Raw genomic sequence first — 15,948 nt, 5'->3', positions numbered from 1 at the left:
GCGGCCGGCGGGCCGGCCGAACCACCTACCTCTCGGTTAGGCCGCCCCGCCGTGCCCGGCATCCGGACGCTTGTCACGCTGAGATCAGCCTTCGGGGCGATCGGCAAGCCGAATTCAGGCCCGGCCTTCAGCAGACGTTCATGGTTTTTCCGGCACCGTGATCGTCGCCCGAGAACACCACTGACCGATCGAGGTGCCCTATGAACGACATCGCCGCCCGCCTGCCGCAAGCCGAACCCGATCCGGCTCGCATCCGATGCTCGGACGCCGACCGGGAAAGGGTGTCCGCGCGGCTGCGGGACGCCGCTGGGGAAGGCCGCCTGACGATGGAGGAACTCGACGAGCGGCTGTCGGCCGTCTACGACGCGAAGCACCATGACGAGCTGACTCCGCTGACCGCCGATCTTCCTCGGAACGAGCAGGCCCGGACCGGGTGGCGGAGGATCATCGCGTTGCTCCGCGCGCAGTTGATCACCGAGCTGATGATCCTGCGTGGCCGGGTGCCGGGCGCGTCGAGGTTCCGCCGGTTGATCGTCGCCGCGACTCTGCTGCTGATGGTGCTCTTCCTGATCGGCTCGGTGGCCGGCGCCCTGCACGGCTTCGGCGGCGAGGGCTTCGAGCATCACGGAGGCCTCGAGCACGGCGGTGGGCTGGAGGGCCCGGGCGGCGACTGATCGATTCGGGGGTGTCCAGCCGGTCGTCAGCGTCCAGCCATCGCTGTGCTCGAGGCGGGCCGCGCCGCTCGAAGGAGACATGGTCATAGACACTCAAGCCGATCCCGGCGGACGGTTCGGCCGCGAGTCGCGAAACCGTGGGCGCCACCTCGGTGACTGGCTTCCCGCACCGCTTCGGCGGGTGATCCCCCGCGAGCTGGTCGGCTTCGCCATGCTCAGCGGGTTGACGTTCGCCGTCGATCTCGCGCTGCTCTGGCTGCTCCGGCACGTTCTGGCCATGCCGGTCCCCGCCGCCGTGTCCCTGGCCTACATCGGTGCGGTCGGCTTGAACTACTTGTTCAACCGCACCTGGAACTTCCGTTCGCGCGCGCCGATGGGCCGTGAATCGTTGCGCTACGCCGTTGTCGCGATCGCCGACTATCTGCTGACCGTCGGCCTGACCACCGGTCTCAACGCCGCCGGCGTGGAATTCTGGACGTCCCGTCTGATCTCCGCGGCCTTCGTTGTGCTCCTCGCCTACGCGGCAGCACGCTGGTTTGTCTTTCGCGGGGCGCGCTGTCCGGACGCGGCCGGCCCGGTGGAGCGATGAAGGGCCGCCGGCAGCGCCGGCTACCTTCGCGACGCAGGCCCTCGCCTTACCGCGGTCATGGGTGAGGTTGCTGCTGACGCAGCCCGCTGACGAGCAGGGTCACGATCCGCCGGACGTCGTACTGGGGGTCGGGCGGGTTGAAGGCGACGAGGTCACCGACGGCGCGGATCAGTTGGTAGGCCGTGATCGGGGCGACTACCTCCGCCGAGGCCCGGGCCTCGGCGAGCATGTCGGTCAGGACGGGTACGAGACGATCCACGATCAGGCGGTGGAGGGCGGTGAAGCCGTCCGGGTCGCCCTCCCACACCCGGGCGAGACCGTGTTTGGTGCCGAGGAAGTCGACGTACAGATGCACCCAGCGCAGGATGGCGGCGAACGGGGACGCCTCCGACGCGAGCAGGGCCGGTCCGGCGTCCGCGCACGCGTCGACCTGGTGGCGGTAGACGGCGACGACCAGGTCGGAGCGGGTCGGGAAGTGCCGGTAGAGCGTCGCCACGCCGACTCCCGCGGCCGCCGCCACTTCGCGCACCGGTGCGTCGACCCCGGAGGCAGCGAACACCGACGCGGCCGCCTCCAGCAGGGCGTCCTCGTTGCGTTTCGCGTCGGTGCGTCGACGCCGGGCGGCGGGTCGGGGTGCGGAGGCGTTCACGCTCCGATGATCGCACGCCGCCGGTGTGTTGTGGAACACGGTTCCGTTAAGGCGTTGTCTAGCGGAACCGTGTTCCGTATCTTAGGTGGAACAGCGATCCGTTTCAGGTCGCCCACCCCCGGAAGGACTCACCATGCCTCGCAGCAACACTCCTCAGGTCATCAGCGTCCGGCCGGTGACGCTCTCGGCGCCTGCCCGGGGCGACGACCTCGAGGTCCGGATCACGGCGCCCGTCGAGGGCACGGAGCTCCCGGTCATCGTCTTCGCCCACGGATTCGCCCAGTCGATGAACTCGTACGACCCGCTCGTGGACCACTGGACGGCCAACGGGTTCGTCGTCGTCCAGCCGACCTTCCTCGACTCCGCCGAGTTCGGGCTGACGCCCGCCGACCCCCGCTACCCGGAGATCTGGCGGACCCGCGTCGACGATCTCGAGCTGGTCATCGACCAGCTGGAGACCGTGATCGGCGCGGTGCCCGGCCTGACGGGTCGTGCCGACACCCGGCGCCTCGCGGTCGCCGGTCACTCCTGGGGCGGCCAGTCGGTCGGGATGCTGCTCGGGGCCCGCGTCGTGGGCGCCGACGGCCGGCCCGGCGAGGACCGCACCGACAAGCGGGTCAAGGCGGGCGTGCTGCTGGCCACGACCGGAATCGGCGGCGCGGACCTGACCCCCTTCGCACAGCAGAACTTCGCGTTCATGAGCCCGGACTTCGAGCAGCTCACGACCCCGTCGATCGTCGTGGCCGGCGACCACGACCAGTCGCTGCTGTCCACGCGCGGCCCGGACTGGTTCACCGACGTCTACCACCTGAGCCCCGGCGCGCAGCACCTCGTCACCCTCATCGGTGGCGAGCACTCCCTCGGTGGCATCCACGCCTACGGCTCGGCCAGTACGACCGACGAGAGCCCGGAACGCGTCGAGCTGGTCCGCCGCACGACCACGGCCTTCCTCCAGCAGGCCCTGGAGGTCGATCCCACCGCGTGGAGCAAGGTCACGGCCGAACCGGTCGGCCGCATCGAATCCAAGTAGTCCTCCCGGGCGCCGGCCGGGTTCGTCCTTGGCCGGCGCCCCTGACCCGACAGAGAGATCAACGTGAGCAAGCTTCAGCGTCCGCTCGGCAGCGGCTTCACGGCGGCGGCGACCGCGGATGACGTGCTCGCCGGCGTGGACCTGGCCGGCGTCAACGCGGTCGTCACCGGCGGCCACTCCGGCATCGGCAAGGCGGTCACGCGAGCCCTGACTCGAGCCGGCGCCGCCGTCACCGTCCCGGCCCGTGACCCGCAGCGTGCCGCGCAGGCCCTGGGCGCGACGGCGAATGTGACCGTCGCCCCGATGGATCTGCTCGAGCCGGACACTATCGACGCCTTCGCCGCGGACTGGGTGGCCTCGAGGCGGCCGCTGCACATCCTGATCAACAACGCCGCGGTGCCCACGCCCGGCACGGTGCGCCGGGACAGCCGAGGGTTCGAGGTGCAGTTCGCCACCAGCCATCTCGGGCACTTCCAGCTCACCCTCGCCCTGCACGAGGCGCTTCGGCGCGCCGGCGGGGCCCGGGTCGTCAACGTCTCGTCCGGGGCGCACAGATTCGGCCGGATCCGATGGGACGACCCCCACTTCACCACCTCGTACGATCCGGGAAGCTCCTACGCGCAGGCGAAGCTCGCCAACGTGCTGTTCGCCGTCGCGCTTGACGAACGGTGGGCGGCCGACCGGATCCGGGCGTTCGCGGCGCACCCCGGGGTCGTCCTGGGCACGCAGCTCAACAGTGGCGGCAGCCGAGCCGACTACCAGCGGATGGGCCTCGTCGACGCGTACGGGAATCCCGTTATCGACCCGGAAGCCGGCAAGAAGACCGCGGAGCAAGGCGCCGCCACGATCGTCTTCGGCGCCACCAGCCCGCAGCTGAACGGCCTGGGCGGGCTGTATCTGAACAACAACGACGTCGCGCCGATCGACGACCGCACCCTCGTCCCGACCGCGGACGCCATTCCCGCCGACGCCGTCTCGCACGCACTGGACAGCGCCGACGCGGCCCGGTTGTGGACCCTGAGCGAGACACTGCTCCGCGCCGGCGCCTAAGGCCTGTTTTATAACTGGGGCGGCAGCGAGGCCGGGTCCAGATTTCGTCTGGTGGTGGCCCGTGGAAGCCCGGCTCCCGGGGTTGGAACCGGGCTTTCGCGGGACGCCGCCCCAGGCGGGATCTGGGCCCTGCCGCAGCCCCGTCCCAGTTATAAAACAGGCCTTAGCAGCAGATCTCAGTGCGTGGGGGAGCCGTCGATGTGTTCGGAGAGCTCGAACATGTTGCCCCACGGGTCGCGGAAGAACGCGAGCCGGGCGCTGATGTCGTCGATCTCGAACGGTGCGTTGACGATGTCCACCCCGCGCCGGCGAAGCTCGGCCAAGGTGTCGTCGACGCTGTCCACCGAGAGGCAGACGTGGTTGTATCCGGTGACCGTCAGGCTCGCGTCGACGTCCGCGAACTCCGGCTGACCGGTCGCGCCGGGCCCGGCCAGGATCTCCAGGTGGAAGTCGTCCTGGGCCGGCGGCATGACGTAGGCCAGGGTCAGCTCCCCGTACGGCCAGGTCTGCAGGACTCGCCAGCCCATCGTGTCGACCCAGAAGGCGCGCGCCTTCTCGAAGTCGGGGTAGCGGATCCCGGTGTGATGCCCGCGCATCGACGCGAACGGGGAACTGGTGTCCTGCGGTGGATCGGCAGGCAGCGGCATTACGTGCTCCTCGAAAGATGGGGACCGCTCCAGTCAAGCGAGGAGGGCGGCTCGAGTTGTCAGTCAAACGACTGGTTCGGCGACTGGGGCCGCCCGGGGCTCAGGTAGGTAGGCTCGGCCGGGATGAGCCCGCAAGCAGGGAAGGCCGAGGTTCTCGTCGGTCGTGACGAGGACCTGCGGCGGCTGAGCGCACTCCTGGGTGGCGGCGGCGCCGCGCTGGTGCTGGGCGACCCGGGGGCCGGCAAGACCGCGCTGCTGTCCGCCGTGGCGGCCCGCGCCGAGGGCGACGGAGCCCGGGTGCTGTGGGCGGCCGGGGCCCAGTTCGAGTCGGACGTGCCGTACGCGGGGCTGCACCAGCTGGTGTTCGGCCTGCAGGACAGCTTCGACGGGCTGGAACCAGCGCACCGGGAGGCACTGCGGACGGCCCTGGGCTTCAGCCCGGGCGCCGCGCCGCCGCCGTTGCTGGTCGGCAACGCGGTGCTGATGCTGGTCCGAGCGGTCGTGGCCCCGCGGCCGCTGGTGCTGGTGGTGGACGACCTGCCATGGATGGATCGAGCCAGCACGGCGGTGCTCGGCTTCGTCGGCCGTCGGCTGGCCGGCAGCAAGGTGGGTCTGCTGGGAGCAGCCCGTTCCGGCGCGGCGGGCCTGTTCGAGACGGCGGGCGTGCCGCTCCACCCGCTGGGCCCGGTCGACGACGACTCGGCCCTGGAGTTGCTGGCCCGGCGGTTTCCGGAGCTGGCGCTGCCGGTGCGCCGGCGGGTGGTGGCCGAGGCGGCGGGCAATCCGCTGGCATTGCTGGAGCTGCCGGCGGCCCTGAGCCGTGGCCAGCGGCGGGCGCTGGAGCATCTGCCGGTGGTTCTGCCGTTGACCGATCGGCTCGAGAGCATCTTCGCCGGCCGGGTCGCCGAGCTCCCCGACGATTGCCGGGCGATGCTGCTCATGGGCGCCCTGGATCGCCACGGCGGACGAGCCGCGATGCGTGCCGGCGGCACCGGCTGTCTGGACCTGCTGGCACCCGGCCGAGCGCAACCGGCTCATCGAGGTCTCGGCCGGTTCCCGCCGCTTCACCTTCCGCCACCCGCTCATCCGATCGGCCGTGGTCGCCGCGTCGACGACAGCCGATCGTCGCCGGGCCCACCAGGCTCTGGCCGAGGTGCTGTCCGACGACCCGGAATATCGGGCCTGGCACCTGGGCGAGGCGGCAACCGCGCCGGACGAGTCGGTGGCGGCCCTGCTGGAACAGTCGGCCCAGCGGGCGAACGCGCGGGGCGACGCGGTCGGCGCGATCGTCCGGCTGCACCGGTCGGCCGATCTGAGCCCGGCCCCTTCGAGCCGGTCACGGCGGCTGGCCCTGGCCGCCTATCTCGGGGCGGAGTCGGTGGGCGAGGCCGGCCAGGCCGGCCGGCTCCTCGCGGAGGCTCGAGGTGGCGACCGCTCGCCGTTGCTGGCCGTGACCGCCGCCGCGGCCCTGCTGATCAACGGAGACGGTGACGTGCCGACGGCGCACGCCCTGCTGGCGGCGGCCATCGAGTCCGGTGATCACGCTGCCGGCGGACGCGACGACGAACTCACCGAATCGATGCACTCGCTGCTCCTGCTGTCCCGGTACGCCGCCACCGAGCAGGCTTGGCAGCGCTACTTCGCCCTGTACGACCGGCTGGAGCAACCGGTCGACCCCGATCTGGTCCTGCTCACCCAGGTCTATTCGGAAACCGTCGATCCCGCGCCGGCACTGGTCGAGGAGCTCACGGCTCGGCTGGCCGGTCTGCACCGGGAGCCTGATCCCGGCCGCGTCGTCCGGCTCGGATCGGCGGTGCAATACCTCGACCAGATCGGCCCGGCCCACGACGACCTGTGGCGAGTGGTCCGCCAGGGCCGAGCCGGTGAGGCTCCCGGCCGTCGCCACATCACCGCACTCGGCATGCTCGGCCGCGACCTGTTCCATGCGGGGCAGTGGGACACCGTCGCCGAGATCGCCGACGAGGGCGCCCGGCTCTGCACCGAGTACGGCTTCTCGTTCCCCATCTGGATCTTCCGAAGCCAGCTGGGCCTGCTGGCCGCCGCCCGCGGCGAGGGCTCCGCCGTCAGCGAGGATCTCATTCGCTGGTCGACGGCCCGGCGAGCCGCCGGTGTGGAGATGTTCGCCCGCCACGCGCTGGCGCTGCACCACGTCGGTCAGGGTGATTTCGCGGCGGCCTATCGTGAGGCGGCATCGATCTCACCGGCCGGCTCGCTGCCCGGTCATCTGCCGCAGGCCTTGTGGGTGGCCTTCGACCTGGTCGAGTCGGCGCTCCGAACCGGCCGGCGGGCCGAGGCCGTCGCGCACGCCGAGGCGTTGCGGGCGGCCGGCGTGACCCGGCTCTCGCCCCGGCTGGCCCTGATCGCCGCCGGCGCCACGGCGCTGGTCGCCCCGGACGACGAGGCGCGGACGGCGTACGAACGAGCCCTGTCCGTCGCGCACGCCGGCCGATGGCCGTTCGACCATGCCCGCGTACGCCTGGCTTTCGGGGAACGGCTGCGCCGCTTGAGCGCGACCGCCGACGCGCGGACCGAGTTGCTGGCGGCCGCGGACGCCTTTCGCCGGCTGGCTGCGACCCCGTGGCTGGACCGTGCGGAGAACGAGTTGCGGGCCACCGGGCTGACGCGGCCCCGCCGGGCGAGCACCGAGCCGCCGGTGCTGACCCGCCGGGAACGTGAGATCGCCGAACTGGCCGCGGCCGGCCTGACCAACAGGGAGATCGGCCAGCGGCTGTTCCTGTCGCACCGCACGGTCGGCTCACACCTCTACCAGATCTTCCCCAAGCTCGGTGTGCGTGGCCGGGCCGGTCTCCGGGACGCCCTGCCACCGCGCTGACGCGCCGAGCATCACTCCGGAGGGTGCAGGGCCTTCCGGATCGTCGGCGCGAGGGGCAGGTCGGACCGGCTGAGCGCGGCGACGATCCGGTCCGCCGTGTTCGTCAGCTCCCGCAGGCCGGTGGCGTCCAGGCCGTCGAAGAGCAGCTTGCGTACGGTGCCCACGTGCCCCGGAGCGGCCGTCGTGACCTTCTCCCAGCCCTGCTCGGTGAGCACCGCGTTCGTGTAGCGGGCATCGTCGGGGTCGGGGCGGCGCAGCACCAGGCCGCGCTTCTCGAGCCGGGCCACCAGGTGGGAGATGCGGGACAGCTCGGCGCCGTGAGGATCGCCAGCTCGCTGAGGCGCAACGTGCGGTCGGGGCGTTCGGAGAGCCCGGCCAGAACGTAGTACTCCAGGTGGCTGATCTGGGCGTCGCGTTGCAACTGGACGTCCAGCGCGGCCGGCAGCACCACGACAACGGCGTGCAGCGCGCGCCAGGCCCGCATCTCGTCGGCGGTCAGCCAGGACGGCCCGTCGGCGCCACCGCCTGGGCGACGGTCGCCGCAGTGAGCCCGGCCCCGGGGGAGACCGTGTTCGTCTCGGCCGCGGCGGGCGGCGTCGGGGTCCTCGCCGGCCAGCTGGCCCGGCTGGCCGGCGCCCGGGTCATCGGCGCCTCCTCGACCCGGAACATGCCGCGCCTCGAGGCCCTCGGGATCGAGCCGGTGCCGTACGGGCCGGGCCTCGAAGCGCGGCTGCGGGCGATGACCCGGGACGGCCTGGACGCGGTCATCGACACCTTCGGCGGCGGCTACGTCGAACTCGCCCTCGCCCTCGGTGTCGCCCCGGAGCGGATCAACACCATCACCGATTACGCGGCCGTCCAGTGGTACGGCGTACAGGCTCGCGGCAACGGCGACGCCCTGTCACCCGGCGTCTGGAGCGAGCTGCAGACGCTGATCGCGGCCGGCCGGCGGGTCGTGCCGATCGAGGCGGAGTATCCGCTCGAGGACATCGCCCGGGCCTACACCGATGTCGCCACCCGCCACGGCTTCGGCAAGCGGGTCGCCCGAATCCGAGCGCCTGACCTCCGGCCGCCTCGGTCGGCAGGGCAGCAACTCAGGCGTCCGGTCCGGTCGCCGATGGGAACGATGTGGTAGCTCTCCTCGCCGGTGCGGCCCGTCGGCGACTGGTCACCGGTGTGGCCGCTGCGGTGCTGGTGGCGGTCGTGCTCGTCGCGCAGGTGGCCTCGTTCGCGATGCCCGAGTGGCGGCTGGTGCTGGTGGTCGTCTGTCTGATGATCCTGGACCTGCTCGGGGCGCTGTTCGGCTTGCGAGCGGCCGCGACCGGGCGGCATCGCGCGGGCTGGCTGCTGATCTCGATGGCCCGGCTGACCTCCATCGAGGCCAACACCGCCCTCGGGGTGGGCGCCCAGCAGGACGTCCGGGGTTTGTGGCTGACCGGCGCCTTCACCGCCTTCGTCATGTACGTGCTGATGGGCGTCGGGGCGTTCGCGTTCCCGGCCCAGCGGTTGCGACGCCGGCAGCGGGCCGCGCTGGTCTGTGAGGCCGTGGCGGTGCTGGGCTGCGGCCTGATCTACATCTGGAACTTCGTCATCGAGCCGCACGTCACTACCGACCCCGATTGGGTGCAGCGCTGGCCGGTCACCATCGGCTTCCCCATCGGCGACCTGGTCCTGCTGATCGGGATCGCGGCGGTGGTGCTCCGCGGCGGGCTGAACCTCAGCGACCGCCCGACCAGCCTGCTGATGGTGGGACTGGGGTTGTACCTGTTGTCGGACGTCACGCTCAACGCCATCGGTGGCGACGGCAGCCACGCGATCGGCCCGGGGCCCGCCACGGTCGCGGTGGTAGCGGCCTCGTTGTGCATGACGCTGGCCGCGATGTGGGCCAGTGTGACCGGCCGAGCCGACGGGCCGGTGCAGCGTCCGCTGACCGCGGCCTGGTTCACCTACATCCCGTACGCGGCCGTCGTCGCCGGCATCGGGCTGATGGTCGCGGTGCTCCTGCGGGACGAAGGGGCTTTGGTCTTCGGCGGTTTCGTCCTGGGGCTGATCCTGATGACCGGCGCGGTGATCGTCCGGCAGATCCTCTCGCTGCGGGAGAGCAACGACCAGCAGATCGTCGACGCGCTGACCGGACTGACCAGCCGCGAGGGTCTGGACCGCCGGGCCCGCCGGTTGAACCGCCGTGGCGAGACCCTGGCCGGGCTCGTCATCGACCTCGACGGCTTCAAGGCGGTCAACGACGCCCACGGCCACGCCGCCGGCGATCTGCTGCTCATGGAGTTCGCCGCCGTGCTGCGCGGCAATGTCCGCACCGGTGACATCGTCGCTCGTTTGGGCGGCGACGAGTTCTTCGTCGTGCAACGCGAGGTGACCGGCCCGGACGACGCGGTGGCGCTGGCCCGCCGGATCCTGTCCGCCGCCGTGGCCCGGCCGCTGAAGGTGGGCGAGCACAGCCTCGTCCTGCGGGCCAGTATCGGCATCGCCGTGGCCGCGCCCGGGGACTCGCTCGACGACCTGCGCCGCCGCGCCGACCTGGCGATGTATCAGGCGAAGCGGGGCGCACCCCAGAGTTTCGCGCTGTACGAGCCGGGCATGCTCGATCGGCGCCGCGACGACGACCTGCTGGGCCGTGACCTGGACAACGCCGTGGCCGGCGGGCAACTGGAGGTCCGCTACCAGCCCATGGTCGACCTGGCCACCGGCCGGCCCATCGGCGCCGAGGCCCTCGTGCGCTGGCGGCACCCGGTCCGCGGCATGGTCTCGCCGCTCGACTTCATCCCGGTCGCCGAGCGGACCGGCGTCATCGCCGAGATCGGCCTGTACGTCCTGGAACAGGCCTGCCACCAGGCCTTGTCCTGGCGCCGGGCCAGTGGCGGCGACTTCTACGTCAGCGTCAACGTGTCACCCCGCCAGCTCCAGGACCCCGATCTGGTCGCCGATGTCCTCGCCACCCTCGACCGGGCCGGGCTCGCCCCGCAGCGACTGGTGCTGGAGGTCACCGAGTCCGCGATCGTCGACGATCAGGTAGCCATCCCGACCCTGCAAGCCCTGCGGGCCCACGGCGTCCGGGTCGCGATCGACGACTTCGGCACCGGATACTCCTCGCTGCAATACCTCACCCGCCTGCCGATCGACATCCTCAAGATCGACCGCAGCTTCGTCGCCGACCTGATCGGCACCGGTCATGGCGGCGCCGTCACCGAGGCCATCATCCGGCTGGCCCAGGTGCTCGACCTGGGCACCGTCGCCGAAGGCATCGAGACCCCGGCCCAGGCGGCCGAACTTCGACGGCTGGGCTGCCGCACCGGCCAGGGCTACCACTACGCCAAACCGCTGACCACCGCCGACGCGCTCGCCTATTTCATGACCAGCCAGGCTGACACCGCGGTGCCCGTGAGGTCGTGAGGGTGGCGCCCGTACCCGGGGGTTGTTCGCCACGCGGTGAACGCGCACGGTCTGATGGTTGCGCGGTCTGTCGCAACTACCGAAACTTCCAATTAGCCGACCGAACCGAGCAAGGTCCTATTACGGAAGTTCAGTAGTCCCTCTTGGCCGTTTTGACGCCGAAACTTACGAGAAGCTTCGTAAGTTGTTGACATGAAGGCAAGGCTGGTTCATTGTCGGCGGTGGATGGATCGCGCGGATCCCTCCGTATCGTCGGCCGTCGATTCCCCGCGGCCGGCTGAATCCCCCGCCGCCGCGCGCCTTCCGCCGCGATCTGTGGCCGCCACCGGCCACGAGAAGCTCCAGCGGGCGTGGCGCGCCGCAGCTCGGCCTGCGCAGAGGAGTCTGCACATGGATCAGCAAACCCGTCCCAGCCGCCGCCGGCGTGGCATCAGAGCATTGTTCGGCGCTGCGTGCGCGGTCACCGTCGCGGTGGTCGGTGCCGTGGCGGTGACCGAGGCTCACGCCGAAGCCAACCGGACGCTCTCCGGCAATGAGACCGGCTACCACAACGGCTACTTCTTCTCGTACTGGAAGGACAGCGGCAACGTCTCCATGACCCTGGGTCAGGGCGGCAACTACTCCGTCAACATCCAGGGCGGCACCAACAACTGGGTGGGCGGCAAGGGCTGGAACCCCGGCGCCCGCCGCGTGGTGAACTACTCCGGCTCCTGGAGCACCCAGGGCAACGGCTATCTGGCCCTCTACGGCTGGACCAGGAACCCGCTGGTCGAGTACTACGTGGTCGAGAACTACGGCAACTACAACCCGGCCAGCCAGGCACAGCGGTTCGGATCGGTGACCACCGACGGCAGCACCTACGACCTCTACCGCACCCAGCGGGTCAACAAGCCGTCGATCGAGGGCAACAACTCGACGTTCTACCAGTACTGGAGCATCCGGCAGCAGAAGCGCACCGGCGGCACCATCACCGTCGGCAACCACTTCGACGCTTGGACCAGAGCCGGCCTGCAGCTGGGCAACCACGACTACCAGATCATGGCGACCGAGGGTTACCAGAGCACGGTGCAGTCGAACATCACGGTCAGTGAGGGCAGTGGCTCGAACAACCCGACCACCAGTCCGACGACTCCGCCGGGCAACGGTGGCGGCGGCTGCACCGCGTCGCTGTCCGCGGGTGACAACTGGTCGGACCGCTACAACCTGAACGTCAGCGTGAGCGGGTCGAGCAACTGGACCGTCACGATGAACCTGGTGGCGCCGCAGACGGTGATGTCGACCTGGAACACCAGCGCCTCCTGGCCGTCGCAGTACCAGATGGTCGCCAAGCCGAACGGCTCCGGCAACAACTTCGGCGTGACGATCGCCAAGACCAACGGCAGCACCACGTGGCCGTCGGTCTCCTGCCAGGCCGGGTGACCCCCGGGCCTGCTCGGCTGCTGAGCAGGGCCTGACCCGGCCCGGCTCGTGATCGTACGGTCACGAGCCGCGGCCGGACCGGACCACCATGCCGACCAGCCGGGACTGATCCGAGCGTTGTGGCGGGCCGGCCACCGGCGCCGTCTCGCCGGCCGGCGCCGCCACATTCGCGGGGAGGGTGACCGTCGCGCGGGTGCCGCCGCCGTCGACGGGACCGAGAGTGACCGTGATGCTGTGCTGCGCGGCCAGGGTCGCGACCACGAACAAGCCGAGGCGGGCGCTGTCGGCCGGGTCGAACTCCCGCGGCTGCGCCAGCCTGCGGTTGGTCTGCTCGAGCACGGCGGCGGACATCCCGAGACCGTGGTCCTCGATCTCCACCACTATCCCGTCCGGGCCCGGACGGGCCGACACGCTGACGGCGGTGCTCGGCGCCGAGAAGGTGATGGCGTTGGCCAGCACCTCACCGATCAGGTGCCCGAGGTCGCCGACGGCGTTCCCGGGCACCTCGGCGTTCGCCGTCGGCCCGATCGCGATGCGTTCGGCGTGTTCCATCTCGCCCGCGACGCGGGTGAGGACGGTGGTCAGCGGCTCGGCCCCGAGCCCGCGGCGGCTCCGGGCCGAGCCGGCCAGGATGACCAGATGCTCGGCGTGCCGGCGCATCCGGACGGCCAGCCGGTACGCGCGGGCGTCGTCGCCGTCCGGCGGCCCGAGCGCCTCGATCTGGCGGTCCAGCAGCGACTGGTTGCGGCGGGCGATGTTGACCAGGACCTTGTTCAGGTCGTACCGCATGGCCGCCTCCGCGGCGGCCGCCTCCACCGCGCTGCGGTGCACATCGGACAGCGCGGCGCCCACCTCCGCTATCTCGTCGTCGCCCAGGCGCAGGCGCATCGCCGCACTGTCCACGTCGATGCGCTCGCCGGCTCGTGATCGCCGGACCAGGTCCGGCAGCCGCTGGCGGGCGAGATCGGTGGCGGCCGCCCGCAGCTGGCCCAGCCGCCGCACGACCGACCCGCCGATCCGGACCGCCATGGTCAACGACACGACGATGGCAATCAGGCCGAGCAGGCCCGACACGCCGAACCGGATCAGGATCCGGTCGCGAGCGTCCTTGGCGAACGCGATGGCGTGGTCGTAGCCGTCCGCCATGAAAGCGAACAACTGGCTCACGGCCAGGTTGGACGTCGCCTTCCAGACCGCCCGGCTCATCCCCACCGGCTCGCCTTCGCGGCCCCGGCCGATGATCTGATCCTCGGCCGCCCGCAGCGCCGTGAAGGCGTCACCGCTGAGCATGGCCTTGAACAGCGCCTGATCGGGCCCCGGCAGGGCCGTGCCGGCGATGGGGACCTGGAAGCGCAACGCGCCGATGATCTCGATCAGCCGCGGGTATTCGCCGTCGCCGAAGCGCCCGGCCGTGGTGACGCCGCTGAGCAGGGCGTCCTCCTGATAGAGCAGCTCCCCGGCCCGGCGCATGGCGATCGTCGTGCGCATGACCCGTTCCACCAGCGGGTCGCTGGAGGCGGCGGCCGCGTTGGACACGCTGAACGCGGTCTGGATGATGCCGGTGTAGCCGCCGAGGACCGAGATCGACGTGGCGTCCCGGACATCGACGTCGGCCCGCACCCACGTCAACGTCGAGAGGCTGGTCGCCATGTCGGCGAACCGGGCCCGCGTGATCTCGGCCGAGATGTCGCTTCCCTCGTAGCGGCCCGACAACTGCCGGAACTGCGCTACCGCCGCATCCGTCGCCGCCCGCTGCGCGCGCAGAGCGCCGGCGTCGCCGTCGGGCTGGGCCAGGAACTCCACCGACCGGGTGCGCTCGGACTGCAGGGCGGCCACCATCCGGTCGGCCGGCAGGCTCACGTTGTCGCGCGTGCTGTAGGTGTCGCGCAGCGCGGTGGCGTCGGCGAACTGCGCCTTGACGTCGATCACCCACAACCCGGTCAGCGCGACGACCGGCACCAGCAGCGCCAGAACGATCTTGGAGCGAATGGACCTCGGTTTTCTTCGCATGCGACCTCAATCGGGCAGATGACGGGCAAACGCTCTGGGGGAGAGGTGACCTTTGCGGCATCCAATGAGGAGTACGGCCCGCGACCCGCTCAGGGTTGAAGGAAGCCGCCTGCTTTCCATTCGTCGGGACGCGGCTCTTGACCGGTAAAGAAGGCCTCGATACTGTACCGGTAAAGAAGGGAGTTGCCATGGAACTGCCCAGCGCGATGATCATGGGGGTAGACCAGGTTCGCCGGCGCTTCGCCGAGTGTGCGCCGGACGCGCCCGCGCGGCCCGAGCCCGTACGGGCCGGAACCCGGCGCCGATTCCGCAGGGCCCTGGCCGGTGGGCTGATCCGGCTCGCCCATGCCATCGCGCCACCCGAGCCGGTCTGCCGCTGACGGCCGTTCCCGCGGGGCGGAGCTATGGTGACGCGGTGGGAGCGCGGGTGACACTGCAGACGATCGCCGACCAGGTCGGTGTGAGCCGGATGACCGTCTCCAATGCGTTCTCCAAGCCCGACCAGCTCTCTGCCACACTGCGCGAGCGCATTCTCTCCGCCGCTCAGGAGCTTGGCTATGTCGGGCCCGACCCGGCCGCGCGGGCCCTGGCCCGGGGCAGCACCGGCGCGGTCGGGGTGATCTTCACCCACTCCGTGCGCTTCGCCTTCACCGACCTGGTGGCCACCGGCTTCCTCGGCGCGATCGCCGAGGAACTGGCCCCGACGGGGCTCTCGTTGACGCTGCTGACCTCCAGCGACGACGGTGACATCGTGCCCGCGCGCGACGTCGCCATGGACGGCGCCCTGGTCTACTCGTGCGACTGGAAGTCGCAGGCCGTGGACTTCCTGCACCGGCGGAAGCTGCCACTGGTCTACGTCGATCAGGACGTCGACGACGACATTCCCAGCGTCAACATCGACGACCGGGGTGGCGCCGCGGCGGCCGCCCGGCACGTGCTCGAGCTGGGGCATCGGCGGATCGGGCTGCTGCTGTCGGGCACCCATGGCCCGTACGGGTTGCTGGCTACCCCGGAGGCGGCCGAGGGCCACTCGTCCCGGCAGCGGCTGCTCGGCTGGCTCGACGAGCTCGGCCCGGCCGGCGCCGAACTGATCTCGGCCCGGCAGGACAGCGCCACTCCGGAGCACGCGCGCTGGGGGGCCCGGCTGTTGCTCGACCGGCCCGACCGGCCGACGGCCGTCCTGTGTTTCTCGGACGCCATCGCGTACGGGGTGTTGCAGGCCGCCGCCGAGCTCGGCATCGACGTACCGGGGCAGTTGACGGTGGTCGGTTTCGACGACAACCCGCTGGCCTCGCAGGTCCGGCCGACGCTGACCACGGTCCGCCAGGACCTCGCGGCCAAGGGCCGGGCCGCGGCGGCCGCCCTGACCGCCGCCATCGAGCACGCCCGGACGGGAGCGCCGGCCCCCGTGGAGCACATTGTGCTGCCGACCGAACTGGTGATCCGGGAGAGCAGCGGCCCGGCTGCCGCGCCGCCCCGGCCCGGTTCCGCACGATGAGCCGGGCGCTGCCGATCTGACGGCCGGAGATTGTTGTCGGCGCCGGCCTCCGCCGTGTCGCTGGTGCGGGGCGGGTTGAGCCTGACGGGAGCTGCGCCTGCCGGTGGCCGCCCGGACCGG

At 71.3% G+C, this 15,948-nt stretch carries 14 protein-coding genes and 1 pseudogene; 11 read left to right on the top strand and 4 right to left on the bottom strand.

Annotated elements, in window-relative coordinates:
* Window positions 1-200 precede the first annotated feature (200 nt).
* Entirely contained in the window at window positions 201-674 is a 474-nt protein-coding gene (locus tag JKJ07_RS38455; RefSeq protein WP_202996901.1) for a DUF1707 SHOCT-like domain-containing protein, read from the top strand.
* A 79-nt stretch (window positions 675-753) separates the two neighbouring features.
* Complete coding sequence (locus JKJ07_RS38450) at window positions 754-1,263, top strand: GtrA family protein (RefSeq protein ID WP_202996900.1); 510 nt, start codon at window positions 754-756, stop codon at window positions 1,261-1,263.
* Between the two features lie 55 nt (window positions 1,264-1,318).
* Here JKJ07_RS38450 and JKJ07_RS38445 read toward each other — a convergent pair whose 3' ends face one another.
* Window positions 1,319-1,912 carry a TetR/AcrR family transcriptional regulator gene (locus tag JKJ07_RS38445; RefSeq protein ID WP_202996899.1) on the bottom strand — a complete coding sequence of 198 codons (594 nt, stop codon included), beginning with the start codon at window positions 1,910-1,912 and terminating at the stop codon, window positions 1,319-1,321.
* A 133-nt stretch (window positions 1,913-2,045) separates the two neighbouring features.
* Between JKJ07_RS38445 and JKJ07_RS38440 the strand changes: the two genes are divergently transcribed.
* Together JKJ07_RS38440 and JKJ07_RS38435 are read left to right on the top strand one after the other, a co-directional pair.
* The gene (locus JKJ07_RS38440) at window positions 2,046-2,942 is read left to right on the top strand and encodes an alpha/beta hydrolase family protein (RefSeq protein ID WP_202996898.1); all 897 of its coding nucleotides are present in this window, start codon (window positions 2,046-2,048) and stop codon (window positions 2,940-2,942) included.
* A 63-nt stretch (window positions 2,943-3,005) separates the two neighbouring features.
* Window positions 3,006-3,992, top strand: coding sequence for an SDR family NAD(P)-dependent oxidoreductase (locus JKJ07_RS38435; protein WP_202996897.1), 987 nt, complete (start codon window positions 3,006-3,008; stop codon window positions 3,990-3,992).
* A gap of 176 nt (window positions 3,993-4,168) precedes the next feature.
* Here JKJ07_RS38435 and JKJ07_RS38430 read toward each other — a convergent pair whose 3' ends face one another.
* Window positions 4,169-4,639, bottom strand: coding sequence for a VOC family protein (locus JKJ07_RS38430; protein WP_202996896.1), 471 nt, complete (start codon window positions 4,637-4,639; stop codon window positions 4,169-4,171).
* Window positions 4,640-4,762: 123 nt separating this feature from the next.
* Here JKJ07_RS38430 and JKJ07_RS52345 point away from each other — a divergent pair.
* Both JKJ07_RS52345 and JKJ07_RS52030 read left to right on the top strand, forming a co-directional pair.
* Window positions 4,763-5,173: pseudogene (locus JKJ07_RS52345) on the top strand (ATP-binding protein); the annotation flags it as partial.
* Window positions 5,174-5,618: 445 nt separating this feature from the next.
* Entirely contained in the window at window positions 5,619-7,493 is a 1,875-nt protein-coding gene (locus JKJ07_RS52030; RefSeq protein WP_307834626.1) for a helix-turn-helix transcriptional regulator, read from the top strand.
* Window positions 7,494-7,504: 11 nt separating this feature from the next.
* Here the strand turns inward: JKJ07_RS52030 and JKJ07_RS52025 are convergent, their stop codons facing one another.
* A complete protein-coding gene (locus JKJ07_RS52025; RefSeq protein ID WP_307834625.1) occupies window positions 7,505-7,780 on the bottom strand; it encodes a MarR family winged helix-turn-helix transcriptional regulator in 276 nt (91 codons plus the stop codon).
* A gap of 107 nt (window positions 7,781-7,887) precedes the next feature.
* Between JKJ07_RS52025 and JKJ07_RS38410 the strand changes: the two genes are divergently transcribed.
* From JKJ07_RS38410 to JKJ07_RS38400, 3 genes are all read left to right on the top strand, one after another.
* Window positions 7,888-8,628, top strand: coding sequence for a zinc-binding dehydrogenase (locus JKJ07_RS38410; protein ID WP_307834624.1), 741 nt, complete (start codon window positions 7,888-7,890; stop codon window positions 8,626-8,628).
* Complete coding sequence (locus JKJ07_RS38405; protein WP_307834623.1) at window positions 8,622-10,901, top strand: putative bifunctional diguanylate cyclase/phosphodiesterase; 2,280 nt, start codon at window positions 8,622-8,624, stop codon at window positions 10,899-10,901. The genes JKJ07_RS38410 and JKJ07_RS38405 overlap by 7 nt, the downstream gene beginning before the upstream one ends.
* A gap of 390 nt (window positions 10,902-11,291) precedes the next feature.
* Window positions 11,292-12,320, top strand: a complete 1,029-nt coding sequence (locus JKJ07_RS38400; protein WP_202996893.1) for a glycoside hydrolase family 11 protein — start codon at window positions 11,292-11,294, stop codon at window positions 12,318-12,320.
* Window positions 12,321-12,380: 60 nt separating this feature from the next.
* Here the strand turns inward: JKJ07_RS38400 and JKJ07_RS38395 are convergent, their stop codons facing one another.
* On the bottom strand, window positions 12,381-14,330 hold the full coding sequence (locus JKJ07_RS38395; RefSeq protein WP_202996892.1) for a sensor histidine kinase: 1,950 nt from the start codon (window positions 14,328-14,330) through the stop codon (window positions 12,381-12,383).
* A gap of 188 nt (window positions 14,331-14,518) precedes the next feature.
* Here JKJ07_RS38395 and JKJ07_RS38390 point away from each other — a divergent pair, with 188 nt between their 5' ends.
* A complete protein-coding gene (locus tag JKJ07_RS38390; RefSeq protein WP_202996891.1) occupies window positions 14,519-14,710 on the top strand; it encodes a hypothetical protein in 192 nt (63 codons plus the stop codon).
* Window positions 14,711-14,757: 47 nt separating this feature from the next.
* Window positions 14,758-15,828 (top strand): LacI family DNA-binding transcriptional regulator, encoded by a 1,071-nt coding sequence (locus JKJ07_RS38385; RefSeq protein ID WP_307834622.1) that lies wholly within the window; start codon window positions 14,758-14,760, stop codon window positions 15,826-15,828.
* Window positions 15,829-15,948: the final 120 nt, after the last annotated feature.

This window comes from Paractinoplanes lichenicola (assembly GCF_016785085.1).
Classification (GTDB): Bacteria; Actinomycetota; Actinomycetes; order Mycobacteriales; family Micromonosporaceae; genus Actinoplanes; species Actinoplanes lichenicola.
This window is presented reverse-complemented; position numbering and strand designations above follow the sequence as displayed.

Bases quoted from the DNA above. Each gene is read 5' to 3' on its own strand.
- JKJ07_RS38455 (WP_202996901.1), top strand. From the start codon at position 201: ATGAACGACATCGCCGCCCGCCTGCCGCAAGCCGAACCCGATCCGGCT.
- JKJ07_RS38450 (WP_202996900.1), top strand. From the start codon at position 754: ATGGTCATAGACACTCAAGCCGATCCCGGCGGACGGTTCGGCCGCGAG.
- JKJ07_RS38440 (WP_202996898.1), top strand. From the start codon at position 2,046: ATGCCTCGCAGCAACACTCCTCAGGTCATCAGCGTCCGGCCGGTGACG.
- JKJ07_RS38430 (WP_202996896.1), bottom strand. From the start codon at position 4,639: ATGCCGCTGCCTGCCGATCCACCGCAGGACACCAGTTCCCCGTTCGCG.
- JKJ07_RS38400 (WP_202996893.1), top strand. From the start codon at position 11,292: ATGGATCAGCAAACCCGTCCCAGCCGCCGCCGGCGTGGCATCAGAGCA.
- JKJ07_RS38395 (WP_202996892.1), bottom strand. From the start codon at position 14,330: ATGCGAAGAAAACCGAGGTCCATTCGCTCCAAGATCGTTCTGGCGCTG.
- JKJ07_RS38390 (WP_202996891.1), top strand. From the start codon at position 14,519: ATGGAACTGCCCAGCGCGATGATCATGGGGGTAGACCAGGTTCGCCGG.